At 67.0% G+C, this 22,722-nt stretch carries 20 protein-coding genes; 10 read left to right on the top strand and 10 right to left on the bottom strand.

Features of this window, described 5'->3' with window-relative positions; all coding sequences use genetic code 11:
- Window positions 1–49 precede the first annotated feature (49 nt).
- Window positions 50–688 carry a hypothetical protein gene (locus HOP58_RS16585; RefSeq protein ID WP_010626634.1) on the top strand — a complete coding sequence of 213 codons (639 nt, stop codon included), beginning with the start codon at window positions 50–52 and terminating at the stop codon, window positions 686–688.
- Here HOP58_RS16585 and HOP58_RS16580 read toward each other — a convergent pair whose 3' ends face one another.
- Window positions 689–1,573 (bottom strand): ATP-binding protein, encoded by an 885-nt coding sequence (locus HOP58_RS16580; protein WP_234260940.1) that lies wholly within the window; start codon window positions 1,571–1,573, stop codon window positions 689–691.
- 119 nt (window positions 1,574–1,692) lie between these two features.
- Between HOP58_RS16580 and HOP58_RS16575 the strand changes: the two genes are divergently transcribed.
- Together HOP58_RS16575 and HOP58_RS16570 are read left to right on the top strand one after the other, a co-directional pair.
- Window positions 1,693–2,493, top strand: a complete 801-nt coding sequence (locus HOP58_RS16575) for a M48 family metallopeptidase (RefSeq protein WP_010626632.1) — start codon at window positions 1,693–1,695, stop codon at window positions 2,491–2,493.
- A 57-nt stretch (window positions 2,494–2,550) separates the two neighbouring features.
- Window positions 2,551–2,811 carry a hypothetical protein gene (locus HOP58_RS16570; RefSeq protein WP_010626631.1) on the top strand — a complete coding sequence of 87 codons (261 nt, stop codon included), beginning with the start codon at window positions 2,551–2,553 and terminating at the stop codon, window positions 2,809–2,811.
- A gap of 84 nt (window positions 2,812–2,895) precedes the next feature.
- Here HOP58_RS16570 and HOP58_RS16565 read toward each other — a convergent pair whose 3' ends face one another.
- The 9 genes from HOP58_RS16565 to HOP58_RS16525 form a co-directional block, all read right to left on the bottom strand.
- Window positions 2,896–5,196, bottom strand: coding sequence for an ABC transporter ATP-binding protein (locus HOP58_RS16565; RefSeq protein WP_234260939.1), 2,301 nt, complete (start codon window positions 5,194–5,196; stop codon window positions 2,896–2,898).
- A complete protein-coding gene (locus HOP58_RS16560) occupies window positions 5,193–6,935 on the bottom strand; it encodes an ABC transporter permease subunit (RefSeq protein WP_234260938.1) in 1,743 nt (580 codons plus the stop codon). The genes HOP58_RS16565 and HOP58_RS16560 overlap by 4 nt, the downstream gene beginning before the upstream one ends.
- A complete protein-coding gene (locus HOP58_RS16555; protein WP_010626628.1) occupies window positions 6,932–7,912 on the bottom strand; it encodes an ABC transporter permease in 981 nt (326 codons plus the stop codon). The genes HOP58_RS16560 and HOP58_RS16555 overlap by 4 nt, the downstream gene beginning before the upstream one ends.
- An 81-nt stretch (window positions 7,913–7,993) precedes the next feature.
- Window positions 7,994–9,613, bottom strand: coding sequence for an ABC transporter substrate-binding protein (locus HOP58_RS16550; protein WP_010626627.1), 1,620 nt, complete (start codon window positions 9,611–9,613; stop codon window positions 7,994–7,996).
- A 106-nt stretch (window positions 9,614–9,719) separates the two neighbouring features.
- Entirely contained in the window at window positions 9,720–10,544 is an 825-nt protein-coding gene (gene aroE, locus HOP58_RS16545) for a shikimate dehydrogenase (RefSeq protein ID WP_234260937.1), read from the bottom strand.
- A complete protein-coding gene (gene hemF / locus HOP58_RS16540) occupies window positions 10,541–11,476 on the bottom strand; it encodes an oxygen-dependent coproporphyrinogen oxidase (RefSeq protein WP_234260936.1) in 936 nt (311 codons plus the stop codon). The genes aroE and hemF overlap by 4 nt, the downstream gene beginning before the upstream one ends.
- A 32-nt stretch (window positions 11,477–11,508) precedes the next feature.
- Complete coding sequence (locus HOP58_RS16535; RefSeq protein WP_234255326.1) at window positions 11,509–12,066, bottom strand: Sua5/YciO/YrdC/YwlC family protein; 558 nt, start codon at window positions 12,064–12,066, stop codon at window positions 11,509–11,511.
- Between the two features lie 76 nt (window positions 12,067–12,142).
- A complete protein-coding gene (dprA, locus tag HOP58_RS16530) occupies window positions 12,143–13,243 on the bottom strand; it encodes a DNA-processing protein DprA (RefSeq protein WP_234260935.1) in 1,101 nt (366 codons plus the stop codon).
- A 14-nt stretch (window positions 13,244–13,257) separates the two neighbouring features.
- A complete protein-coding gene (locus tag HOP58_RS16525) occupies window positions 13,258–14,340 on the bottom strand; it encodes a LysM domain-containing protein (RefSeq protein WP_234260934.1) in 1,083 nt (360 codons plus the stop codon).
- A gap of 249 nt (window positions 14,341–14,589) precedes the next feature.
- Between HOP58_RS16525 and def the strand changes: the two genes are divergently transcribed.
- The 7 genes from def (at window position 14,590) to HOP58_RS16490 (ending at window position 22,081) form a co-directional block, all read left to right on the top strand.
- Window positions 14,590–15,099: a peptide deformylase gene (gene def, locus HOP58_RS16520; RefSeq protein ID WP_010626621.1), complete on the top strand. Its 510-nt coding sequence runs from the start codon at window positions 14,590–14,592 to the stop codon at window positions 15,097–15,099.
- A gap of 105 nt (window positions 15,100–15,204) precedes the next feature.
- Complete coding sequence (gene fmt / locus HOP58_RS16515) at window positions 15,205–16,191, top strand: methionyl-tRNA formyltransferase (protein WP_234260933.1); 987 nt, start codon at window positions 15,205–15,207, stop codon at window positions 16,189–16,191.
- Complete coding sequence (gene rsmB / locus HOP58_RS16510) at window positions 16,191–17,540, top strand: 16S rRNA (cytosine(967)-C(5))-methyltransferase RsmB (protein ID WP_234255334.1); 1,350 nt, start codon at window positions 16,191–16,193, stop codon at window positions 17,538–17,540. Before fmt ends, rsmB begins: the two co-directional genes overlap by 1 nt.
- A gap of 37 nt (window positions 17,541–17,577) precedes the next feature.
- Window positions 17,578–17,784 carry a dodecin gene (locus HOP58_RS16505; protein ID WP_010626618.1) on the top strand — a complete coding sequence of 69 codons (207 nt, stop codon included), beginning with the start codon at window positions 17,578–17,580 and terminating at the stop codon, window positions 17,782–17,784.
- 112 nt (window positions 17,785–17,896) lie between these two features.
- On the top strand, window positions 17,897–19,270 hold the full coding sequence (gene trkA / locus HOP58_RS16500) for a Trk system potassium transporter TrkA (RefSeq protein ID WP_010626617.1): 1,374 nt from the start codon (window positions 17,897–17,899) through the stop codon (window positions 19,268–19,270).
- A gap of 43 nt (window positions 19,271–19,313) precedes the next feature.
- A complete protein-coding gene (locus tag HOP58_RS16495; RefSeq protein WP_234260932.1) occupies window positions 19,314–20,762 on the top strand; it encodes a TrkH family potassium uptake protein in 1,449 nt (482 codons plus the stop codon).
- A gap of 74 nt (window positions 20,763–20,836) precedes the next feature.
- Entirely contained in the window at window positions 20,837–22,081 is a 1,245-nt protein-coding gene (locus HOP58_RS16490; protein WP_234260931.1) for a TraB/GumN family protein, read from the top strand.
- The last annotated feature ends 641 nt before the right edge of the window (window positions 22,082–22,722 follow it).

Raw genomic sequence — 22,722 nt, 5'->3', positions numbered from 1 at the left:
CCCTGCTACCTACCCTTAGCTTTAGTCGTTCATCCAACAGGAGGAACCGATGTTCCTGAGTCGCGTGTCGTCGTTCTTGCTGCCGCGTCGCCGTTGGCGCCTGCTGGCCCCGCTGAGCCTGTCCTTGCTGCTTGCCGGCTGCCTGGCCCTGCCCCAGACCGGCCTTTTCGCCTTCCGCCTGGCCGTGACATCGCTGGGTGTGGAAGACGTGCGGATCGGCCCCTACTCGATCCAGGCCGGTCTCGACACCAGCGACGTGGCCTCGCTGATCGCTTCCAGCCTCGGTGCGGGCAGCCTGCCCGTGCAGGCCACCCTGGCCATGGGGCTGGCGCTGCCCGTCGGCATGCCGGCAGTGGAGATGTCGGGGTTCCGCTGGACCCTGGACGTGCCCGGCGCCGATCCGGTCAGCGGCAACTATCAGCAGGACGTGACGCTGACCTCGGGTGACGACACCCGCCTGCGCCTACCGGTGGAATTCGACGTGCTGGCCACCGACCGCCGCCGCCTGGCCCCCATGGTGGAACTGGCCACCCAACTGGCAAGCCAGGGCGAGCTGCCGGCAGGCAGTGAGCTCGCCATCACCCCGGGCAGCCTGCGCGGCCTGGGCGTGACCCTGCCCGCCGGCCTCTTTACGCCGACCCTGCGCTTTGCCGTGGGGCAGGATGGCGAGCTGACTCCCCAGCGCTGATCACTCGCCCTGCCGGCGCCCAGCTTCATGCAGCCGCCGGCGCCCGACCCACTGGCAGGCGAACTGCCAGGCTCCTCTGCCGCTGCGTCCGCCGCGCAGGGTGGCGTAGCGGATCGCCTCGGCACGCGCCTCGGCGTCCCAGTCCTTGGCGCTGCCCAGGTGCGTGACCCAGTGGCAGCAGGCTTCCAGATAGGTGTCCTGGCTGAAGGGGTAGAAGCCCAGCCACAGGCCGAAACGGTCGGAGAGCGAGATCTTCTCCTCCACCGCATCACCGTGGTGAAGCTCCTCCCCCACCAGGCGCGAACCTTCGTTGTCGGCCATGGACTCCGGGAGCAGGTGGCGACGGTTCGACGTGGCGTAGAGCAGCACGTTCTCGGGCGGGCCGGTGAGCGCACCGTCGAGCACGCTCTTGAGCGCCTTGTAGGCGTCGTCGTGGCCCTCGAAGGAGAGGTCGTCGCAATACACCACGAAGCGCTGCGACTGAAGGCGCAGTTGCTCGACCAGCATGGGCAGGCCAGCCAGATCGTGGCGGTCGACCTGCACCAGGCGCAGCCCCTCCGGGGCCAGACTGTTGAGCAGCGCACGAATCAACGACGACTTGCCGCTGCCGCGTGAGCCCCACAGCAGCGCATGGTTGGCCGGCAAGCCCTGTAGAAAGGCGCGGGTATTGTCGACCAGCGCCAGCTTCTGGCGCTCGATGCCCAGCAGGTCGTCGAGGGTGAGGCTATCCCGTGGCGGCACCGGCAACAAGCGGCCGCCCAGCACGTGGCGCTGCCACAGTGCAGCCACATCACGTGACCAGTCGACCTCTTGCGGGGCGGGCGGCAGCCAGTGCTCCACGTGATCCAGCAGGCGGCCAAGGCGTCTGCTCAGCTCGGCATCCATCGGTATCTCCTTGGAAGTTCCACGGTTCGTGGTTGACGTTGCGTCGTTACGGGGTATCTTGTGGCGAACCGTCACCGACGTCCAGGGTCTCAAGGGATCTGAAGAACGAGGAATCGAACATGCGCTGGATTCGTTATGCTGCCGTGGCCGCCCTGGCCCTGACCCTAACTGCTTGTACCACCTCGCCTACCGGCCGCCAGCAGCTCACGCTGGTGTCGGATGCACAGCTCAATCAGATGGGCCGCGAGGCCTTCGAGCAGTACCAGCAAGACCTGCCGGCCGCCGGCCAGGCCGAACAGCGCTATGCCCAGTGCATCGCCAATGCCCTGATCACCGTGCTGCCGGAGCGCGAGCGCGACCAGGACTGGCAGATCCGCGTGTTCGAATCGGAGCAGGCCAACGCCTTCGCCCTGCCTGGCGGCTACATGGGCATCAATACCGGCCTGCTGCGGGTTGCCCGCAACCAGGATCAGGTCGCCGCCGTGGTGGGTCACGAGATCGGCCACGTGCTGGCCCGCCACGCCAACGAGCGCGTCTCTACCCAGACCTCGACCCAGTTGGCGCTGTCGGTACTGGGGTCCGCGGCAGGCCTGCAGGGCCCTGGCGGCGAGCAGCTGATGGGTGCGCTGGGCCTCGGCGCCCAATACGGCATCATGCTGCCCTTCTCGCGTCGCCACGAAACCGAGGCCGACATCATCGGCGTGCGGCTGATGGCGGATGCCGGCTTCGACCCGCGCGCCAGCCTCGACCTGTGGGACAACATGAGCGCCGAGGGCGGCGCCCGTCCACCGGCCTGGATGTCCACTCACCCCAGCCACGGCCAGCGCACTCAGGTGCTGCAGCAGGAGATGGACGGTGCCCTGACCCGCTATGAACAGGCGCGCCAGGCGGGAAGGCAGCCTAACTGCCAGCGCCCCTAGAGAAACACCGATGTATTGCTGCGCCACCTGAAAGCCCCGTAGACGGCTGGAAAACGAATGCTGAGACTAGGACTGCTGCTGTTGACCCTGCCCATCCTCGTACTGATGGGCCTCTACTTCTGGGAACTAAGCAGCGTGCGTGAATGCACCCTTATCCAGGGCGGCTACTGGGACTACCTCGACGGCGTGTGCCGCTCCACCCCGCAGCCCTTCGTGCCCTGGGTGGAACGTCAGCCCTGGCTGGTCAACGGCGGCATGCTGCTGTCGGTGGCCGGTGTGGTGCTGTGCATGGCGGGGCTCTACGTCAAGCGACGCTGACGTTGATCGACCGCGCAGGGCGCGCCCCTGCGCGGTACTCACCTCCCGACGAGCGACGCGCTCCTGTGACCTATCGCCCAAGCGCTACTCGTAGAGATAGCACGCCACCGAATGCTGATCGGCGACCTGCCGCCGCTGAGGCGAAGCCTGTGCCTGGAAGCGCACGCTGAGGGTCCCCTCTCCGCCACGCTCGATGCGGCCGGCTTCGGCCAGCGCCGAATGCTTGGCCCGCATCACCTCGAGCAGCTCGCGCTCCGCGGCCTCGGCGCTCCCCCCGCGCACCTGCAGGTGTACGTCGAGCCCAGCCACTTCGGCGCTACCCAGATGCTCGATCTCACGCCCGGCGATTCGCCACTCGCTCAGAGCGGTGATCACGTCGCGCCCTTCCCAGCCGCAGTGGGCCATGGCCCGGGGGCAGCGGGTATGGAAATGGCAGCCGTTGGGCGGCTCCACCGCGCTGGGAATCTCCCCGGCACTCTCCAAGGGCGGTTTGACCACGCTGGGGTCCGGCTCGGGACTCGCCTCCAGCAGCAGTTGGGTGTAGGGGTGCTTGCGCTCGCGCACCACCTGTTCGGTAGGCCCCACCTCGATGATCTCGCCCAGGTACATGATCGCCGTGCGATCCGCCACGTAGCGGATGGTCGGCAGGTCATGGCTGACGTAGACGAAGGAGATGCCCAGTTCGTTGCGAAAGCGGTGCATCAGGTTGAGCACCCCGGCGCGGATCGAGACGTCGAGCATCGACACCGGCTCGTCGGCGACGATGAAGCGCGGCTCGAGCACGATGGCCCGGGCGATGGCGACCCGCTGGCGCTGGCCGCCGGAGAGCTCGTGGGGAAAGCGCTCGGCATACACCTCAGCCGGCTTGAGCCCGGCCCGCTCCAGCGCCTCGACCACCTTGTGCCGCAGCGCCTCGCCCTCGGCCAGGCGATGGATGATCAGCGGCTCGGCGACGATGTCGAAGATGGTGAAACGCGGGTTGAGCGTCTGGTAGGGGTCCTGAAAGATCATCTGCGCCCGACGCCGGAACGTCTTCAGCTCGCGTCCGCTGAGCTGGGCGATGTCGGCGCCCTCGAAGCGAATCTCTCCCGCGGTGACGTCGAGCAGCCGCACCAGCATCTCGCCGGTGGTGGTCTTGCCCGAGCCCGACTCGCCGGCCAGGCCCAGGATCTCACCTTCACGCAGGTCGAAGGAGATACCGTCGACGGCATGCACCTTGCGGTCCTTGTTGCGACCACGCAATCCATCGAGGAAGCCCTGTTCCACCGGAAAGTGCTTCTTGAGCTCCGCCACTTCGAGCAGCAGCGGTGGATCGGCATCCAGGTGCTCGATGGAGCCGGCGCCCTGCACCGGCTCGTTCAAGCGCTCCCCGACCACCGCCCAGGTCTCGTTGAGCGCCGCCTTCACGCGGAAGGCCTCGGCCTGGTCAGGGTAGTGGCAGGCCGACTGGCGATCCGGGCCGACGCTGTGCAGTGGTGGCGTCTCACGCACGCAGCGCTCGGTGGCAAAGGGGCAGCGCTCGGCGAAGCGACAGCCGGCCGGCGGATGGAGCAGGTCGGGCGGGCTGCCGGGAATGGAGATCAGCTCGCGCTGGGCGCCCTCCAGGGTCGGGAAGGCGTTGGTCAGGCCCATGGTGTAGGGATGGAACGGCGTGCCGAACACCTCCCGCACCGGCCCGGTCTCCATGATGTGGCCGCCGTACATCACCGCCACCCGATCGCAGGTCTGTACCACCACCGAGATGTCGTGGGTGATGAACAGGAGCCCCATGCCGCGCTCGCGGCGCAGCTTGGAGAGTCGCGCCAGGATCTGCGCCTGGGTCACCACGTCGAGCGCGGTGGTCGGCTCGTCGGCGATGATCAGCTTCGGGTCCAGCGCCAGGGCCATGGCGATCACCGCGCGCTGCTTCATGCCACCGCTCATCTCGTGTGGGTAGGCGGAGAGCCGGCCCGGGTCGATGCCTACCGCGCGGAACAGCTCCTCGGCGTGGGCCCAGGCGGCTTTGCGGTCGATCTTGATGTGGGCACTCATCGCCTCGAGGATCTGATCGCCCACGGTGTAGACCGGGTCCAGCGCGTTCATCGCCGCCTGGGAGATCCAGGCGATTTCCTTCCAGCGCACCTTGCGCATGCTCTCGTCGTCGAGCCCCACCAGGTCGCGCCCGTCGAAGTCGATGCGCCCGCGGGGCACCTCGCCGTTGGGCGGCAACAGCCGCAGCATCGCCTTGGCCGCGGTGGTCTTGCCGCAGCCCGACTCGCCCACCAACCCCAGCGCCTCGCCGGGGCGCAGATCGAAGTGGATACCGTCGACGGCCTGCACCGGCCCAGCGCCAGTGCGGTAGTGAATGGCCAGGTCCTCGACCTTCAGCAGTCGTTGATCGGTCATCGGCGTGCCCTCAAGCGTGGGTTGGCGACCAGCTCCAGCGAGCGGGAGATGAAGAACACGGAGAGCACCGTGATCATGATGAACAGCCCCGGCGGCAGGTTCCACCACCAGGCGTCGCGCCAGGCGCCGGAGAGCCGCGCATTGTGCAGAATGCCACCCCAGGAGATCGACTGGGGCGGCCCCAGGCCGAGGAACGAGAGCGTGGCCTCGGCGATGATCGACACCCCGACGATGATGGCCAGCTCGAGGAATACCAGCGGCATAACGTTGGGGAAGATGTGCAGATACATGATGCGCAGGTCCGAGGCACCGGCCACCCGCGCCGCCTTGACGAAGGGACGCTCGCGCAGGCTGAGCACCTGGGAGCGGATCAGCCGCGCCACGGTGCGCCAGGTGAGCAGCGACACGGCGAGGATGACGATCAGCAGGCTCGGCTCGAACAGCAGCACCAGAATCAGCGCGAAGGGCTCGAAAGGGATGCCGTACATGACGTCGACGGTACGCATCAGCACGGTCTCGGTACGGCCGCGGAAGTAGCCGGCAATGAGCCCCACGTTGGCGCCGATCAGCACCACCAGGGCGGCGCCGATGAAGCCCACCAGCAGGGCGATGCGCGAGCCGTGCACGTTCTGGCTGTAGAGGTCACGGCCGAGGTGGTCGGTGCCGAACCAGTGCTCGCCGGAAGGCGGCGCCAGGCGGTTGACGAAGCGGTCCGAGCCCAGTGCGAAGTAGTCCTCCCCGGTGACCATCAGGGCCCGCAGGTGACGCTCCTCCTCACTGGGCACCAGTTGCCAATCGTCCGCCTCGCGCTCGAACACGATACCGCTGCGGCCCACGGCGAAGGCGTGGCCCTCGTCGGTGACCCAGCCGGCGCGCATGGCGCGGGAATCGGGCGAGTCCTGGCTCTGCCAGCGCTCGCCCACGGCGCTGCGCGAGAGCAGCGTGCCGCGTTCGCCGACGATCAGGCCGTGACCGCTTTCGGCCAGGTGGATGTGGTTGAGGTCACGATTGGTGGGCAGCCGCTCCAGCGAAAGGCTGTCGTCGTCCGGGTCGAGGCGCAGGGTCAGGCCGCGCTCGCCCACCATCCAGGCGCTGCCGTCCGCATCCAGCGCCACCGAGTTGAGCCTCATGCCGCGCCCCAGCGGGCTTTCCAGCGCCTCGAACTCGCCGCTGGCAACGTCCAGGCGCAGGATCGTCTCGTCGACGCCCACCAGCAGCGCCGTGGCGTCGTCGAGCCAGGTCACGCCGGTCAAGGCCACTGACACCGGTGCCTCGATGGGCAGCCACTCGCTGCCTGCGGCGGCATCGTCGAGCAGGGCGACGCTGCCACCCACGCCCACCGCCAGCGCAGCACCACCGGGGGCTATGGCGACGTCGATCAGGGTCGTGGGCAGCGGGGCCTCGAGCTCGGCCCACTCGCCGTCGCGATAGCGCCAGGTGGCGCCGTCGCGCCCCACGGCCAGCCCCACGCCGTCGCGATAGTCCGCCGCGTTGAGGGTGCGCTCGCCGAGCGCGGGCAGCTGCACCCAGCGCGGGCGCTCGCCGTCGACGCTGCGCGCCAGCAGCGAGCCCTCTTCGCGCTCGTTCACCGCCAGCGGTTCATGGGTGGAGAGAAACGGCGCGAACAGCGCCATGCAGATGATCGACAACAGCACCACGACGCCCACCAGGGAGAGGCGATCGCCGATCATCGCGCGCAGCGGTTCCTGCGCGCTCTTGAGTATGCGGGATCCGATCATTTGAAGCTCACCCTCGGGTCAAGCATGGTGTAGAGAATGTCCACCAGCAGGTTGAGCGTGACCACGAAGGCCGCCATCACCAGGAAACTGGCCTGGGCCAGGGGGAAGTCCGAGGTGCGCACCGAGTTGAGGATCTCGCGCCCCAGCCCCGGCCAGGAGAACACCACCTCCACCACCACCTGACCGCCGGCGGCCAGGCCCACGGTCACCGCCAGTTGAGTCACCACCGGCAGCAGCGCATTGCGCGCGGCGTGGGCGTAGAGGATACGCCGCTCCGGCAGGCCCTTGGCGCGGGCCATCTCGATGAAGTCCTCGCCGTACACCTCGAGCATGGTGTTGCGCATGATCAGCAGCGGCGAGCCCAGGTAGTAGAGCGCTACCACCAGCGCCGGCAGGATCAGGTGGTGCAGGAAGTCGAGGGTGAAGATCTTGTCGAAGAAGCCCGTAGCCTCGTAGGGCAAGGTGCGCATGCCGCTGGTGGGCAGCCAGCCCAAGGCGATGCCGAATACCAGAATGGCGATCATGCCGGTCCAGAACATCGGCGCCGAACGGAACATCAGACCGACGAAGATGCCGGTGGTGTCGGTACGGCTGCCGCGACGCCAGGAGAGCCAGGCCCCCAGCGGCACGCCCACGGCGTAGGCCAGCAGGATCGCCGGCAACATCAGCACCATGGTGTTGCCGAGCCGTTCCCAGATGATGTCGGCCACCGGTGCGCGGTAGTGGAAGGAGTAGCCGAAATCGCCCTGCAGGATGTTGGCCAGGTAGATGAAGTACTGCTCCCAGATCGGCCGGTCGAGACCGAAGCTGGCGCGGATGCGCTCGCGCTCCTCGGGGCTCAGGCCCTCGGTGATCAGAGCGGCGGTGGGGTCGGGCAGCCCCAGGCGGAACAGGAAGAACAGCATGGTGGCGATGATGAACAGCGCCATCAGGCCGTGCAGCACACGGCGTATCAGGTAGCTTCTGCGTGACGACATGGAAGACTCGCTCTTGACGACTGGCACTCCCTCTCACCGCCTTGTGAGCGGTGAGAGGGAAACCTACGGCTCGGAAAAGGCTTACCTGACCAGGCGGCCTTCGTCGTCCCAGGAGTAACCGGCTTCCTCGAGCTCGGCCCGGGCAGCCTCCATGTCGAAGTCGAAGCGCTCGACGAAGGGGTCGTGCCAGAAGGTATTGACCGGCGCGATCACGCTGGAGCCCACCTCGCCACGACCGTCGAGCAGCACGTTGACCATGCGCTCGCGGTCGGTGGCCATGGTCAGGGCACGGCGCACGGCGCGGTCGTCGAACGGCTCGCGACGCAGGTTGTAGGTCATGTGGAAGTAGCCGAAATCGGGCACGTTGACCACGGTGAGGTGGTCCTCGCCCTCGGCCAGGCCGATCTGGCCGGGCTCCATGCGCCAGGCGGTGACGTCGATCTGGCCGGTCTGCAGGCCGGTGTAGACGCCCTCCATGTCGGCGTAGATGATGAACTCGACGCCATCCGCGGCAATCTCGTCAGCGTGGAAGTGCTCCTCGAACTTGCTCAGCGCCATGAACTCGCCGCGATCGAAGCGCTCGTGCACGAAGGGCCCGGAGCCGACGGTGGGAATCTGCGAGGGCGAGAGCGTCGAAGCGTCCTCGATCTCCTCCCACAGATGTTTGGGCAGGATCGGGATCTGCGACAGCGAGATGCTGGCAAAGGAGGCCGAAGGCTCGCTCAGGTGAAAATGCACGGTATGTTCGTCGACCTGCTCGGCCCGCTCCAGCGCGGCCAGGTAAGAGTTGAAGTAGCTGTAGTCCTGGTCGAGATAGTAGTTCCAGGTGAAGGCGACGTCCTCGGCGGTGACCGGCTCGCCGTCATGAAAGGTCATGCCCTGGCGCAGGGTGACCGCCACGGTGTTGTCGTCGACCTGATCCACCGACTCGGCGGCCCAGGGCAGCGGCTCCACATCGGCGGAGAGACGTACCAGGCGATCGTAGTAGAGGCGCATCCACTTCCAGCCCCATACCGAGGTGGACGCCAGCGGGTTGAGGTTGTCCGGCTCCTGCGGGCCGCCGATACGCAGGATGGAACGATCGCCCACCGGGCGTGCCTCCATCGGACCCCACTCGCTGTAGAGCCCCTCGCCGGCCATGGGGTTGATGCCTTCGAAGGCATCGTGATTGAACGCTACCACCTCATCGCGATGGAACAGCACGACGAGAGGCGCGTCGGGCTTGTAGAGCTCCTGCATCTCCTGAACGATACGCTGGCGCTCGTCCATGTCGAAGGCCTGAGACTGCTGGTCGAACAGCGCGTCGAACTCCGGATTCTCGTAGCCCCCCGGGTTGTTGCCGCCGAGATTGGACTGGCGTGAATCGAGAGTGCTGAGGAAGAACTGCGGATCGAGACGGTCGGTGCGCCCGCTCCAACCGAGAATGGTCGCGTCGAAGTCCTGCTGATCGTAGAAGCGCTCCAGCGCGGTGCTGAACTCGGTGGGCTGGACGTTGACCTCGAAGCCCAGTTCGCGCCAGCGCTCGGCGATGATGAAGGCAGCTTCGTAGCGGATGGGATCGTAGGACTCGGTGGTGGTCATCAGATTGATGGAAGCGACACGCTCCTGAGCCAGCACCTGGCCACCGGCTACCATTAGCCCCACGCTCACCGCAGCGGACACGAGCTTGATGGGCACTCCGGCCCTGATCTTGTTTTTCACTGTTTTTTCCTCGGATTGTAGTTGTTATTCATGCCGGAAGCGCAGCCCGGCATGAATATCTCCAACCCAACCTAGGAAGCAGCGTTGAAGGTGTCAACCCTGCGCTTCAACGCTTGTCCTGCAGCCGCTGCCTGAGAGTGTCCCGCACCGGCCCCGTCTCCGGACGCTTGTTGCGCCATAGGAAGAACGACTCCGCGGCCTGCTCCACCAGCATGCCGAGTCCGTCGATACCCCGCGCCCCACGGGCCTCGGCCCAGCACAGGAAGACGGTGGGTTCGGCGCCGTACATCATGTCGTAGGCGCTGGCTCCAGGAGCAAAAAGCGCATCGGGCAACGGCGGCAGCTCGCCGGAAAGACTGGCACTGGTACCGTTGACCACCAGGTCAAACGGCCCCACGACCGCCTCGAAACCGCCGCCATGGATCTCGCCCAGATCGGCGAAATCCGCCGCCAGCGCCGCGGCCTTGGCCGCCGTACGGTTGGCCACCTGCACACGTGCCGGTCGCATCGCCAGCAGCGGCTCCAGCACACCACGCACCGCACCACCCGCGCCGAGCACCAGGATACGGGCCCCTTCCAGTGCCACCCCATGGTGCTGAAGATCGCGCACCAGGCCGACGCCGTCGGTGGTATCACCGTATGTGAGACCGTTCTTGCCCAGCACCAGCGTATTGACCGCCCCGGCCCGCTGAGCGCGACGGCTCAGGGTATCGCAGAGCTGGAAGGCTTCCTCCTTGAACGGCACGGTGACATTGGCGCCGCGTCCGCCCTGGGCCACGAAGCGCTGCCAGGCGCCAGCGAAGTCGTCCAATGGCGCCTCGATGGCGGTGTACTCGAGCGCCTCGCCGGTCTGCGCAGCAAAAGCGGCGTGGATCAGCGGCGACTTCGAATGCGAGATGGGATTGCCGAAGACGCAGTAGCGGTTGGTCATGAAGAGACTCCTCCCCCTGCTATTTCCCCCAGCCAGTCGCGGGGGCGCAGATACTCCCGATACAAAACCTCTTCGGCGCTACCCGGCTCGGGCGTCCAGCCATACTCCCAGCGCGCCAGCGGCGGCATCGACATCAGGATCGATTCGGTACGCCCGCCGCTCTGCAGCCCGAACAGGGTGCCGCGGTCCCACACCAGGTTGAACTCCACGTAGCGGCCGCGACGGTAGAGCTGAAACTCGCGTTCGCGCTCGCTCCAGGGGGTGTCGCGCCGGCGCCGGACAATGGGCAGGTAGGCGTCGAGGAAGGCATCCCCCACCGCGCGCTGGAAGGCAAAGCAGCTATCGAAGTCCCACTCGTTGAAGTCGTCGAAGAACAGCCCGCCCACGCCGCGGGTCTCCTCGCGGTGCTTCAGGTAGAAGTACTCGTCGCACCAGGCCTTGAAGCGCGGGTAGACCTCGGCGCCGAAAGGGGCGCAGGCGTCGCGGGCCACCCGGTGCCAGTGCACCACGTCTTCGAGCACCGGATAGTAGGGGGTGAGATCGAAGCCGCCGCCGAACCACCACACCGGCGCCTCGCCCTCCTTCTCGGCAATGAAGAAACGCACGTTGCCGTGACTGGTCGGCACGTGGGGGTTCTCGGGGTGCAGCACCCAGGAGACGCCTACCGCATGGAAGCCGCGACCGGCCAGCTGAGGCCGGGTCGCGGTGGCCGAGGGCGGCAGCCGGTCACCGTAAACGTGGGAGAAGTTGACCCCGCCCTTCTCGAACACGCGACCGTGCTCCATCACCCGGGAACGGCCGCCACCGCCGGCCTCGCGCTGCCAGCTCTCCTCGCGGAAACCGGCGCCGCCGTCCTCGGTGGCCAGGCCATCGCACAGCCGATCCTGCAGGTCGAGCAGGTAGGACTTCACCGTTTCGAGATTGGCTCGCACCGCGTCTCTCCTCGTCGCTGACTGGTCTAAGCCTAGGCCCGCAGCACCCGGCCGCTGCGCAGGTCGCGAATGGTACTGGGCCGGTCGAGCCCACCCAGCTCGCCTTCGACGATGGCATCCAGTTCGTCGCCGAAGATCTCGCGCACCTCGGCGGCGCTCATGGCCGAGGGTTCGCTGGCCTTGTTGGCCGAGGTCGAGACGATCGGCCCACCGTAGGCCTGACACAGAGCGATGACACCGGGATGGTCGCTGACCCGCAGTGCCACGCACTCATGGGCGCCACGTACCAGCGCATGGGTACGCCCGTTGTCCGGCACCAGCCAGGTGTTGGGCCCCGGCCAGCTGGCGACCAGCGGCGCATGCAGCTCTGGCGGCAGCCCCTCGAGCCAGGGAGCGAACTGCGCGATGGAAGCGGCGATCAGAATCAGCCCCTTGGCCGGGTCGCGCTGCTTGAGCCGCAGCAAGCGCGCCACGGCCTCGTCGCTGTCGGGATCACAGCCCAGCCCCCACACGCCTTCGGTGGGATAGGCAATCACGCCGCCACCACGCAGCGCGGCAACGGCGGCATCCAGTGTATCGGCCACGATCATGGGCTCTCCTGCGGGCAGTGCAACCGCCGCAGCCAAGTGACCGCGGCGATCAAGAAAGGTCGATATGCTAGCACGCTCAGGCCGTCTCCGGCAGGCGCACCCAGCCGCCCGGAGCCTGGGCGGCACGGCCCTCGAGTTCGAGCTCCAGCAGACGGCGCTGACAGTCGGACACGCTCAGTCCGGTCAGGTTAACCAGGGCATCGAGAGGAGACGGCGAGTCGCTCAGCCAGCGCAACAGCGGATCGGCCACACTGCCCGCCTCGGCGCCAGACGCCTGTGATGCAACCACGGGAGCCACCACGGCCGCCCAGTGGCTGAGTTCTTCGAGGATGTCGTCGATATGACGCACCAGCACCGCACCCTGACGAATCAGCTGCAGGCAGCCGCGGGCCTGGGGATTGTTGATCGAGCCGGGCAGCGCGAAGACTTCGCGATTCTGCTCCATGGCCAGCCGGGCGCTGACCAGCGAACCGCTCTTCTCGGCGGCCTCCACCACCAGCACGCCCAACGACATGCCGGTGACGATGCGATTGCGGCGGGGAAAGAAACCGGAGCGGGCCGGTGTGCCGGGCAAGTATTCGGAGAGCACCAGACCGCCATGTTCGAGCAACTGATGGTAGAGCCGTCCATGACGCGGCGGATAGATGACATCGGCACCGCAGCCCAGCACCGCCACACTGCGCCCACCGGCTTCGATGGCGGCCTGCTGGGCCGCACCGTCGATGCCCAGCGCCAACCCGCTGACCACGCACCAGTCGCGGCTGGCCAGCTCGCGCCCAAAGAGCGCCGCATTGGTCAAGCCGTCGCGGGTGGGGCGACGGGTGCCGACGATGGCAAGCCCGGGGGGCTCCAGCGCGGCCAGGTCGCCGACTCCCCAGAGCAGCGGCGGCGGGTCGCCGATCTGTTCCAGCAGCGCCGGCCAGGCCGGGTGCCCCGGATACAGCAGGTGCCGCCCGGGCGCGGCCGTAAGCCAGGCCAGATCGGCCTCCAGCGCCTCGGTCAGCGGGCTGCGCCCCGGGTGGTCGAGCCAGTGGCGCAGCATCGTGGCCGCCTGATGCGGCAGCCGGGCCAGCCAGCCGGCAGGCCAGTCGGGGGCGGCCGCGGCGATCTCGGCCAGCCGCGCCGACCCCACGCCTGGCAGCTTCGTCAGTATCAGCCACTCCTGTTGGCCAAGCACACTCTCTCCAGCTTTCACCGCTGTGCCACCCCCACCCCGCGCCGGGGGTTGTGCACGCGATCGCCGACTTCGAGGGTGCGCGTCGCCTGCAGCACCAGGCCGTAGCTCACCTTCTCGTAGGGCCGGAAGACCATGATCAAGCCGGCATCGGTGCCGGGCAGGCGCAGCGACTCGCCGGTGCGTGGGTCGATGATGCGCTCGCCCTGCTGCTCGACCTGCAGCACGTGTCCGATCTCGAGCCCGTCGCGGCGCCCTCGGTCCAGTGTCACCACCTGCAGCCGGCCGATGAAGCGCACCCCTCCGGGCACCGCCAGAATGGCGCCTTGTACGTCGTGGTCGGGTGCACGTGGCACGAACTCGCTGACCAGTTCACGCTCCTCCAGCGGCAGCACGATGTCGTCATTGCGCACCTCCTGGTTGGCGGAGACGATCTCCATGATCGCAATGTCGTCTTCACTGCGATCGGCCCGCGCCCGACCGATGCTAACCAGCTCCAGACCCAGCAGTTCACCGCTGGCGCCATCCTGGTAGCGGTCGCCCACACGGTAGATGCCGTAACGCGACCCGCGCTGCAGCTCGCCGCGAGCATAGATTCGATCGCCCGCGCCGCTGATGATGCGCCGGTCGTTGCCGGCCACCACGTAGGCCAGTTCGTTCAAGGCTTCGGGGTCGTCGACGACCCGATGATCGCGCAGGAAATGGCGCACCGCATCGAGGGGGATCGGCTCGATGGCCTCGCGCACGGGCACGCGGCGCACCTCAGGCGAGAGTCGCACCTCGCCCTGGCCGCGTTCCAGCCCCAAGCAGGGTCGCCCGTTGCAGTCGTAGAGATAGACCACATCGCCGGGATAGATCAGGTGGGGGTTGCGAATCTGCGGATTGACCTGCCACACCTCCGGCCACTGCCAGGGATGGCTCAGGAAGCGCCCCGAGATGTCCCACAGGGTATCGCCACGCACCACCGTATAGCGATCCGGTGCATCGCTGCGCAGGCCCCGGTCCCAACTGAGCCCCTGGGCCTGAGCCAGCGCCGCGCAGAGCAGCAGCGCCATGCCGCCACCCCAGCTCAGCGCTCTCTTCACCAAAGCCCTTTTCATCAGAACTTGCTTCATCAGCACAATCTTCCGCGGCCCGCCGGGCTTCCGCTTCGTACTCTTCTGCATCCCGTCCGCTCCCCCGCCCTTCACCCCAGCTGTCCTGCGCGACGCATCCACCCCCGGAACCGAGGTGCCATGCTATAGTCCAACACTATTGAATCGATATGCGGCCGGCAGTTTCACCCCGGCGCGCCAACCCCTAGAATAGGGGCAATCCCCGAATGACAGCATAACGGTGGTTCCAACGCCATGGCCAAATTGACTATCCTCGAATTTCCCGACGAGCGGCTGCGCACCAGAGCGGCGCCGGTCGAAGCGGTCGATGACGAGGTACGCCGGCTGGTCGACGACATGCTCGAAACCATGTACGACGCCTCCGGAATCGGCCTTGCCGCCACCCAGGTGGACGTCCACCGCCGCGTGATCGTGATGGACGTCAGCGAGGAACGCTCGCACCCCCTGGTACTGATCAACCCCGAGTACACGCCCATCGGCGAAGAGCGCGAGCTGATGTCCGAGGGCTGCCTGTCGATCCCCGAGTACTATGCCGAGGTGCCGCGCGCGCTGAAGGTCCGGCTCAAGGCGCTGGACCGCGACGGCAAGCCCTACGAGCTCGAGGCGGACGGTCTGCTGGCCCACTGCATCCAGCATGAGTACGACCATCTCGAAGGTGTGCTGTTCGTCGACTACCTCTCGCCACTCAAGCGCGACCGCGTGCTCAAGAAAATGCAGAAGCGCCACAAGCTGCAATCTGCCTGACCCAGAATGACGGTTAACGAAGGCCGGCGCCGGTGCGCCGGCCTTCGTCGTTTGCGGCCGCCTCCGTTATGATGAGGGCAACCGTTCATTGGCAAGGCTCGACTCATGTCCCGACCTCTGCGCATCATCTTCGCCGGCACCCCCGATTTCGCTGCCGCCAGCCTGGCCTCCCTGCTGCACAGTCAGCACCAGGTAATCGCCGTCTACACCCAGCCCGACCGCCCGGCCGGCCGAGGCCGCAAGCTCACCGCCAGCCCGGTCAAGTCGCTGGCCCTGGAGCACGGGCTGCCGGTGCTGCAGCCCGAAACCCTGAAGAGCGCCGAGGTGCAGGCCGAACTGGCCGCCTTCGAGGCCGACCTCATGGTGGTGGTGGCCTACGGTCTGATCCTGCCCCAGACGGTGCTCGATACCCCCCGCCTCGGCTGCCTCAACGTGCACGCCTCGCTGCTGCCACGCTGGCGCGGTGCGGCGCCGATCCAGCGCGCCATCGAGGCCGGTGACGACGCGAGCGGCGTGACCATCATGCAGATGGATGCCGGGCTCGATACCGGCGACATGCTATTGGTGAAGCGCACCCCCATCACCGCCACCACCACCGGCGGCGAGCTGCACGACACCCTGGCCCGGCTGGGCGGCGAGGCGATCGTCGAGGCACTGGATGCCCTGGCAGGCGACGGGCTTGCCGCCACGCCGCAGCCCGAGGCTGGCGTGACCTATGCCGCCAAGCTCTCCAAGGCCGAGGCCGAGCTGGACTTCAGCCGCCCCGCCGCCGAGCTTGCCGCCAAGGTACGCGCCTTCAATCCCTGGCCGGTCGCCTGGTGCCACCTGGGCAGCGAGCGCCTGCGCCTGCTGATGGCCGAGGTCGGCACCGCACGCGATGACGAGCCCGCCAGCGTGCCGGGCACCCTGCTGGCGCCCGATACGGATGCACTGCGCATCGCCTGCGGCCAACAGGGCAGCGAGGTACTGCGGGTCACTCAGGCGCAACTGCCGGGCGGCAAGCCGCTGGCGGCCCGCGACCTGCTCAACGCCCGCCACGAGCGACTCCATCCCGGACACGTCCTTGGACAGGCCAACGAGGAGAGCGCCTGATGCATCGTTCCACGCCATCCACCCGCGCCGGCAAGTCGGTGCAGGACGGCGGCCAGGCGGTTCGCGCCAGCGCCGCTCGCGCCCTGGTGCCCGTGATCACCGCCAAGGGCTCGCTCAGCGACCTCGACGACCATCAGGTGGTGATTCGCGACCGCGCGCTGTTCAAGGCGATGTGCTACGGCGTATGTCGCACCCTGCCGCGTCTCGAGGCGTTGGCCGAGCGTCTGCTCAAGACGCCGTTCAAGGCCCGCGACGCCGACGTTCAGGCGTTGCTGCTGCTGGGCATCTATCAGCTGCTCTATCTGCGCATCCCGGCCCACGCCGCCGTGGGTGAAACCGCCGGCGCCGCACGCCAACTGGGCAAGGAGTGGGCAACCAAGGTGCTCAACGGTTGCTTGCGACGGCTCACCCGCGAATCCGCCGCGCTGCAGGCCGAGGTCGATCAGGATCCGGCGGTGGCGCTGCTGCATCCGCGCTGGCTGCTCAAGGCCCTGCGCGAGGACTGGCCCGACGACTGGCGAGCCATTGCCGAGGCCAACAACCAGCCGGGCCCCATGGCCTTGCGCATCAACCGCCGTCGCGGTGACCGTGAGGCCTACCTGGCCAGGCTGGTCGAAAGCGGCATCGATGCGCGCCTGTGCACCCACTCCCCCGACGGCCTGGTACTGGAGAAGCCCTGCGACGTCCAGGCACTGCCCGGCTTCACCGAAGGCGACGTCAGCGTGCAGGACGAAGCGGCGCAGCTCGCCGCCGAACTACTGGGGCCGGCCCTGGCACCGCGCCCCGGCGGCCGCGTGCTGGACGCCTGCTGCGCTCCCGGCGGCAAGACCGCGCACCTGCTGGAACTGTTCGACATCGAGCTGCTGGCGCTGGACAGCGACGCCGTCCGCCTGGCCCGGGTCGAGGATACCCTGGAACGGCTGGGTCTTTCAGCCACGCTGGTGCACGCCGACGCCACCGGGCGCGACTGGTGGGACGGTACGCCCTTCGACGCCATCCTGCTCGATGCCCCCTGCTCCGGCACCGGCGTGATCCGTCGTCATCCCGACATCAAGCGCCTGCGGCGCGCCTCCGACATTGCCAAGCTTGCTGAGCTGCAGACACGCCTGCTCGACAATCTCTGGCCCCTGCTGCGCCCCGGCGGCTCGCTGCTGTACGCTACCTGTTCGGTGCTGCGCGAGGAGAACGACGAACAGATCCGCGCCTTCCTCGAACGCACCCCCGATGTGACCGTCACCACCCCCGCAGAGGTGAGCTGGGGCCGGGCGGTGGGTGCCGGGCGCCAGCTGCTGCCTGAGCCCGACAGTCACGACGGCTTCTTTTATGCCAGACTGAGGAAGCAGGGCTGACCCGCCCTGCCATCGATCACATGAGCAAGGAGCACCCATGAGCGATCACGTCTACAAGCACATCGAGCTTACCGGTTCCTCGGAAAAAGGCGTCGAGGACGCCATCCAACGCGCGCTGGAGAAGGCCTCACAGAGCCTGCACGGCATGCGCTGGTTCGAAGTGACGGATACCCGCGGGCATATCGAGAACGGCCGCGTCGCCCACTGGCAGGTCACCATCAAGGTGGGCTTCACCCTCGACTGACGACGACCGCTCCCTACGCGGCTGTTACATCACCTTCGGCTGGTTTATGCTAGCCACGGATGCTGCGGCGCCATATCGGCGTCGCAGAGTCGTTTGATGGGCCTGACAGCATATGAAGATCATCATCCTGGGGGCCGGCCAGGTCGGCGGCACGCTGGCCGAGCATCTGGCCCGCGAGGAGAACGACATCACGGTGGTGGACACCGACGGCGAACGGCTGCGCGAGCTGCACACCCGGCTCGACATCCGCACCGTGGTGGGCCCCGGCTCCTACCCGGTAGTGCTGCGCCAGGCCGGCTGCGAAGACGCCGACATGCTGATCGCGGTGACCAGCCAGGACGAGGTCAACATGATCGCCTGCCAGGTCGCCCACACCCTGTTTCGCACCCCCACCAAGATTGCCCGGGTGCGTGCCACCGCCTACCTCACCCGCAAGGGGCTGTTCGCCCACGAGGCGGTCCCCATCGACGTGCTGATCAGCCCCGAGCAGGTGGTCACCGACCATATTCGTCGTTTGATCGAGCACCCCGGTGCGCTGCAGGTGCTGGAGTTCGCCGGCGGCCTGGTGCAGCTGGTGGCGGTCAAGGCCTACTACGGCGGCCCGCTGGTGGGCCAGGACCTCGGCTTCCTGCGCCGCCACATGCCCAGCGTCGACACCCGGGTGGCGGCCATCTACCGCCGCAACCGGCCGATCATCCCCCGCGGCGACACCGTGATCGAGGCCGACGACGAGGTCTTCTTCATCGCCGCCCGGCGCGACATTCGCGCGGTGATGAGCGAGCTGCGCCGGGTCGACCGCGACTTCCGCCGGGTGGTGATCGCCGGCGGCGGCAACATCGGCGAGCGCCTCGCCGAGCACCTCGAGCACAGCCATCAGGTCAAGATCATCGAGCACGGCCTGGAGCGCTGCACCGTGCTCTCCGAACGCCTCAACCGCACCGTGGTGCTGCACGGCAGCGCCACCAACAAGCGCCTGCTGGAAGAGGAGAACATCGAGGAGTGCGACATCTTCTGTGCGCTGACCAACGACGACGAGGTCAACATCATGTCGTCGATGCTGGCCAAGCGCATGGGCGCCAAGAAGGTGCTGACGCTGATCAACAACGCCGCCTACGTCGACCTGGTGCAGGGCGGCGAGATCGACATCGCCATCTCGCCGCAGCAGGCCACCATCGGCAGCCTGCTGACCCACGTGCGCCGCGGCGACATCGTCAACGTGCACTCGCTGCGCCGCGGCGCTGCCGAGGCCATCGAGGCCATCGCCCACGGCGACACCCAGTCATCGAAGGTGGTGGGGCGGGCCATCGGCGAGATCGACCTGCCCCGCGGCACCACCATCGGCGCCATCGTGCGCGGCAAGGAGGTGCTGATCGCCCACGACGACGTGGTGGTGGAGTCCGGTGATCACCTGATCCTGTTCGTGATCGACAAGCGCCGCATCCGCGACGTCGAGCGGCTGTTCCAGGTCGGGCTGACGTTCTTCTGATGGCCCGCTCGATGACACCCCGCGACGCAGGGAACGCCGCCCCATGAGCCTGCGAGTCATTCTCCGCATCCTCGGCCTGCTGCTGATGATGTTCAGCCTGACCATGCTGCCGCCGATCCTGATCTCGCTGCTGTTCGGCGACGGTCAGTGGGACGCCTTCATCATCGCCATCCTGATCACGGCGGTGACCGGGTTGGTGATGTACCTGCCCAACCGCCGGGCGCGCAAGGAGCTGCGCATTCGCGACGGCTTCCTGATCGCGGCGCTGTTCTGGAGCGTACTGGGGCTGTTCGGCTCGCTGCCGTTCATGCTCACCGGCGATGCCGCTCTGGCTCCCACCGATGCCGTGTTCGAATCCTTCTCGGGACTGACCACCACCGGCGCCACGGTGATCACCGGCATCGAGTTCCTGCCCGAGTCGGTGCTCTACTACCGCCAGCAGCTGCAGTGGCTGGGCGGCATGGGGATCGTGGTACTGGCGGTAGCAATCCTGCCGACGCTGGGGGTCGGCGGCATGGCGCTCTACCGCACCGAGATCCCGGGGCCGCTGAAGGACTCCAAGCTGACCCCGCGTATCACCGAGACGGCCAAGGCGCTTTGGTACATCTACGCCGCGCTGACGCTGACCTGCTTCCTGGCTTATCTGGCCGCCGGCATGAACTGGTTCGATGCCCTGGGTCACAGCTTCTCCACCGTGGCCATCGGCGGTTTCTCCACCTACGACGCCAGCATCGGTCACTTCGACAGCGCCGTGATCGAACTGATCTGCGCCTTCTTCCTGATCGTCTCGGCGATGAGCTTCAGCCTGCACTTCCTGGCCTGGCGGGGACGCCAGTTGAAACACTACCTCCAGGACCCCGAGGCGCGCTTCCTGCTGCTGTTCCTCTCCGGGCTGATCGTCATCGCCGTGGTGTCGCTGTGGCTGACCGGCACCTACGACACCGAGCGCGGCCTGCGTCACGGCCTGTTCCAGTCGGTCGCCATCGCCACCACCGGTGGTTTCAGCGTGGCCGACTTCTCGGCCTGGCCGGGAGCGCTGCCCTTTCTGCTGTTCATGGCCGCCTTCGTCGGCGGCTGCTCCGGCTCCACCGGCGGCGGCATGAAGGTGATCCGCATCATCCTGATCCTGAAGCAGGGCATGCGCGAGGTGATGCGCCTGATCCACCCCAGCGCGGTGATCGCGGTAAAGGTGGGCAAGGTAAGCGTGCCGGACGGCATCGCCCAGGCGGTGTGGGGCTTCTTCTCGGCCTACCTGATGCTGTTCTTCCTGATGCTGGTGGGGGTGATGGCCACCGGCGTCGACCAGGTTACCGCCTGGTCCTCGGTGGCCTCGGCACTCAACAACCTGGGACCGGCCCTGGGCGAGGCTTCCGACAACTACGGCGAGCTACCGTTACTGGCCAAGTGGATCCTGGTAGTGGCGATGCTGCTCGGCCGCCTGGAGATCTTCACCGTGCTGGTGCTCTTCACGCCCGCCTTCTGGCGCAGGTAAACCCGGCGCCGAGTTTGGTTCGGGGCTCGGCTTCGTGGATAATCGAGGCTTCACTCCCTGCAACCCGAGCGTTCATGACCGACTCCCAGGATTCCGTGACCGACCCCCGCCAGGAAGGCGCCTTCAGCGGCCCCCATCGCGTCGTCGAGGTGGGAGAGACCCGCTATACCCTGCTAGGCACCGCCCACGTCTCCGCCGAGAGCGCCGAAGACGTGCGCCGCATGATCCGCTCCGGTGAATTCGATGCCGTGGCCATCGAACTGTGCGACGCCCGCCATCACAACCTCAGCAATCCGGATGCGCTGGCTCAGCAGGACCTGTTCGAGATTTTTCGTCAGGGCAAGGCGGGCATGGTCGCCGCCAACCTGGCGCTGGGCGCCTTTCAGCAGCGCGTGGCCGAGCAGTCCGGTATCGAGCCGGGCGCCGAGATGCGTGCCGCCCTGGATGAGGCCCGCGCTCATGACCTGCCGCTGCTGCTGGTCGACCGCGACGTGGGCGTGACGCTCAAGCGTATCTATCACAACGTGCCCTGGTGGCAGCGCATGTCGCTGTTCACCGGCCTGCTCGGCAGCGTGATGTCGCGCCAGGAGGTCAAGCCAGAAGAGATCGAGAGGCTGAAGGAGGGCGACGTGCTGGAGTCCACCTTCAGCGAGTTCGCCGCCGAATCGGAAGCCCTCTACACGCCTCTTATCACCGAGCGCGACCGGTACATGGTGCTGCGCCTGGCCGAGCAGGCCCCACCCGGGCGCTACTGCAACGTGCTGGTGGTGATCGGTGCCGGACACATGAAGGGCATGGTCGAGCATCTCGAGGCCCCGCTGCCCGCTGCCCCGCAAACGGAACGCGAGAGCCTGGAAGCCACTCCGCCGCCATCGAAGATCTGGCGCGCCCTGCCCTGGCTGATCACAGCACTGGTGCTGACCGGCTTCGCCATCGGCTTCTCGCGCAATACCGAGCTCGGCTGGCAGCTGGTCGGCGAATGGTTCCTGATCAACGGCGTGCTCTCGGGGCTCGCCACGCTGATCGCCCTGGCCCACCCGGTCACGGTGGTGGCCACCATGTTCGCCGCCCCGTTGACCTCGCTCAACCCCACCATCGGCGCCGGCTTCGTCGCGGCAGGGGTCGAGCTGTGGCTGCGCAAGCCCAAGGTGCGGGACTTCTCGACCCTGCGCCACGACGTCACCGAGCTCAAGGGTTGGTGGCGCAACCGCGTTTCACGCACTCTGCTGGTATTCCTCTTCGCCACATTGGGCTCCGCTGCCGGCACCTGGGTCGCGGGCTTCCGCATCGCCGGCGCCTTGATGGGTGGGCCGGCCTAGCCGGCGTCGCCTTCGCCCTCCCACCGCTTTGTGGCGATGGGGGAACACCCGCCGCACGCCGGGAGACGCCAACGCATCAGCCAGGCTCTCCCGACGATGCGAAGCAGACTGGGTACTGGCTGTGTTCAGCGCGCCGGTCATGTGGGTTTATGGTTATACTCTCACCACATTTAGCTAATACAAGTGGCTTTTTATTAAGCATGAAAAGAATACTCTCCGTCCTCATAGCAACCACTTCTTTCCATTCTCCTGGAGTGTTAGCCATAGGTGAGCATATTGAAATATCCAGTCTTGAGGCTTTGCTTTTCTTTGGCCTTGTACACGTCTTAGGAACACCATCCCTGCTAGCCGGCGCGCTAGCAATGATAGCAGCCGTCGCGACCCTCATTATCTGGATCAAAAAGAAAGAGAAAAAGTATTTAAGAAAAGGCCCGAGCTACAACTGGATTTGTCCCTCATGCGGCACCGCAAACCTAGCACATACTCTCACTTGCTCCGAGTGCAAGGAATCGGTGGTGTACCTAGATTCATAGAATAACCGCAGCACTTTGGACCACCCGGTAGAAGCAGGAGGGCCAGCGCCGGTACCCTCCCTGCTTTACCGACCAAAGTGAAGCAGAGCATGGGATACCGACAGCTGA

Origin of the sequence: Halomonas sp. MCCC 1A11062, assembly GCF_021404355.1 — a bacterium.
In the GTDB taxonomy this organism is placed as follows: Bacteria; Pseudomonadota; Gammaproteobacteria; order Pseudomonadales; family Halomonadaceae; genus Halomonas; species Halomonas aerodenitrificans.
This window is presented reverse-complemented; position numbering and strand designations above follow the sequence as displayed.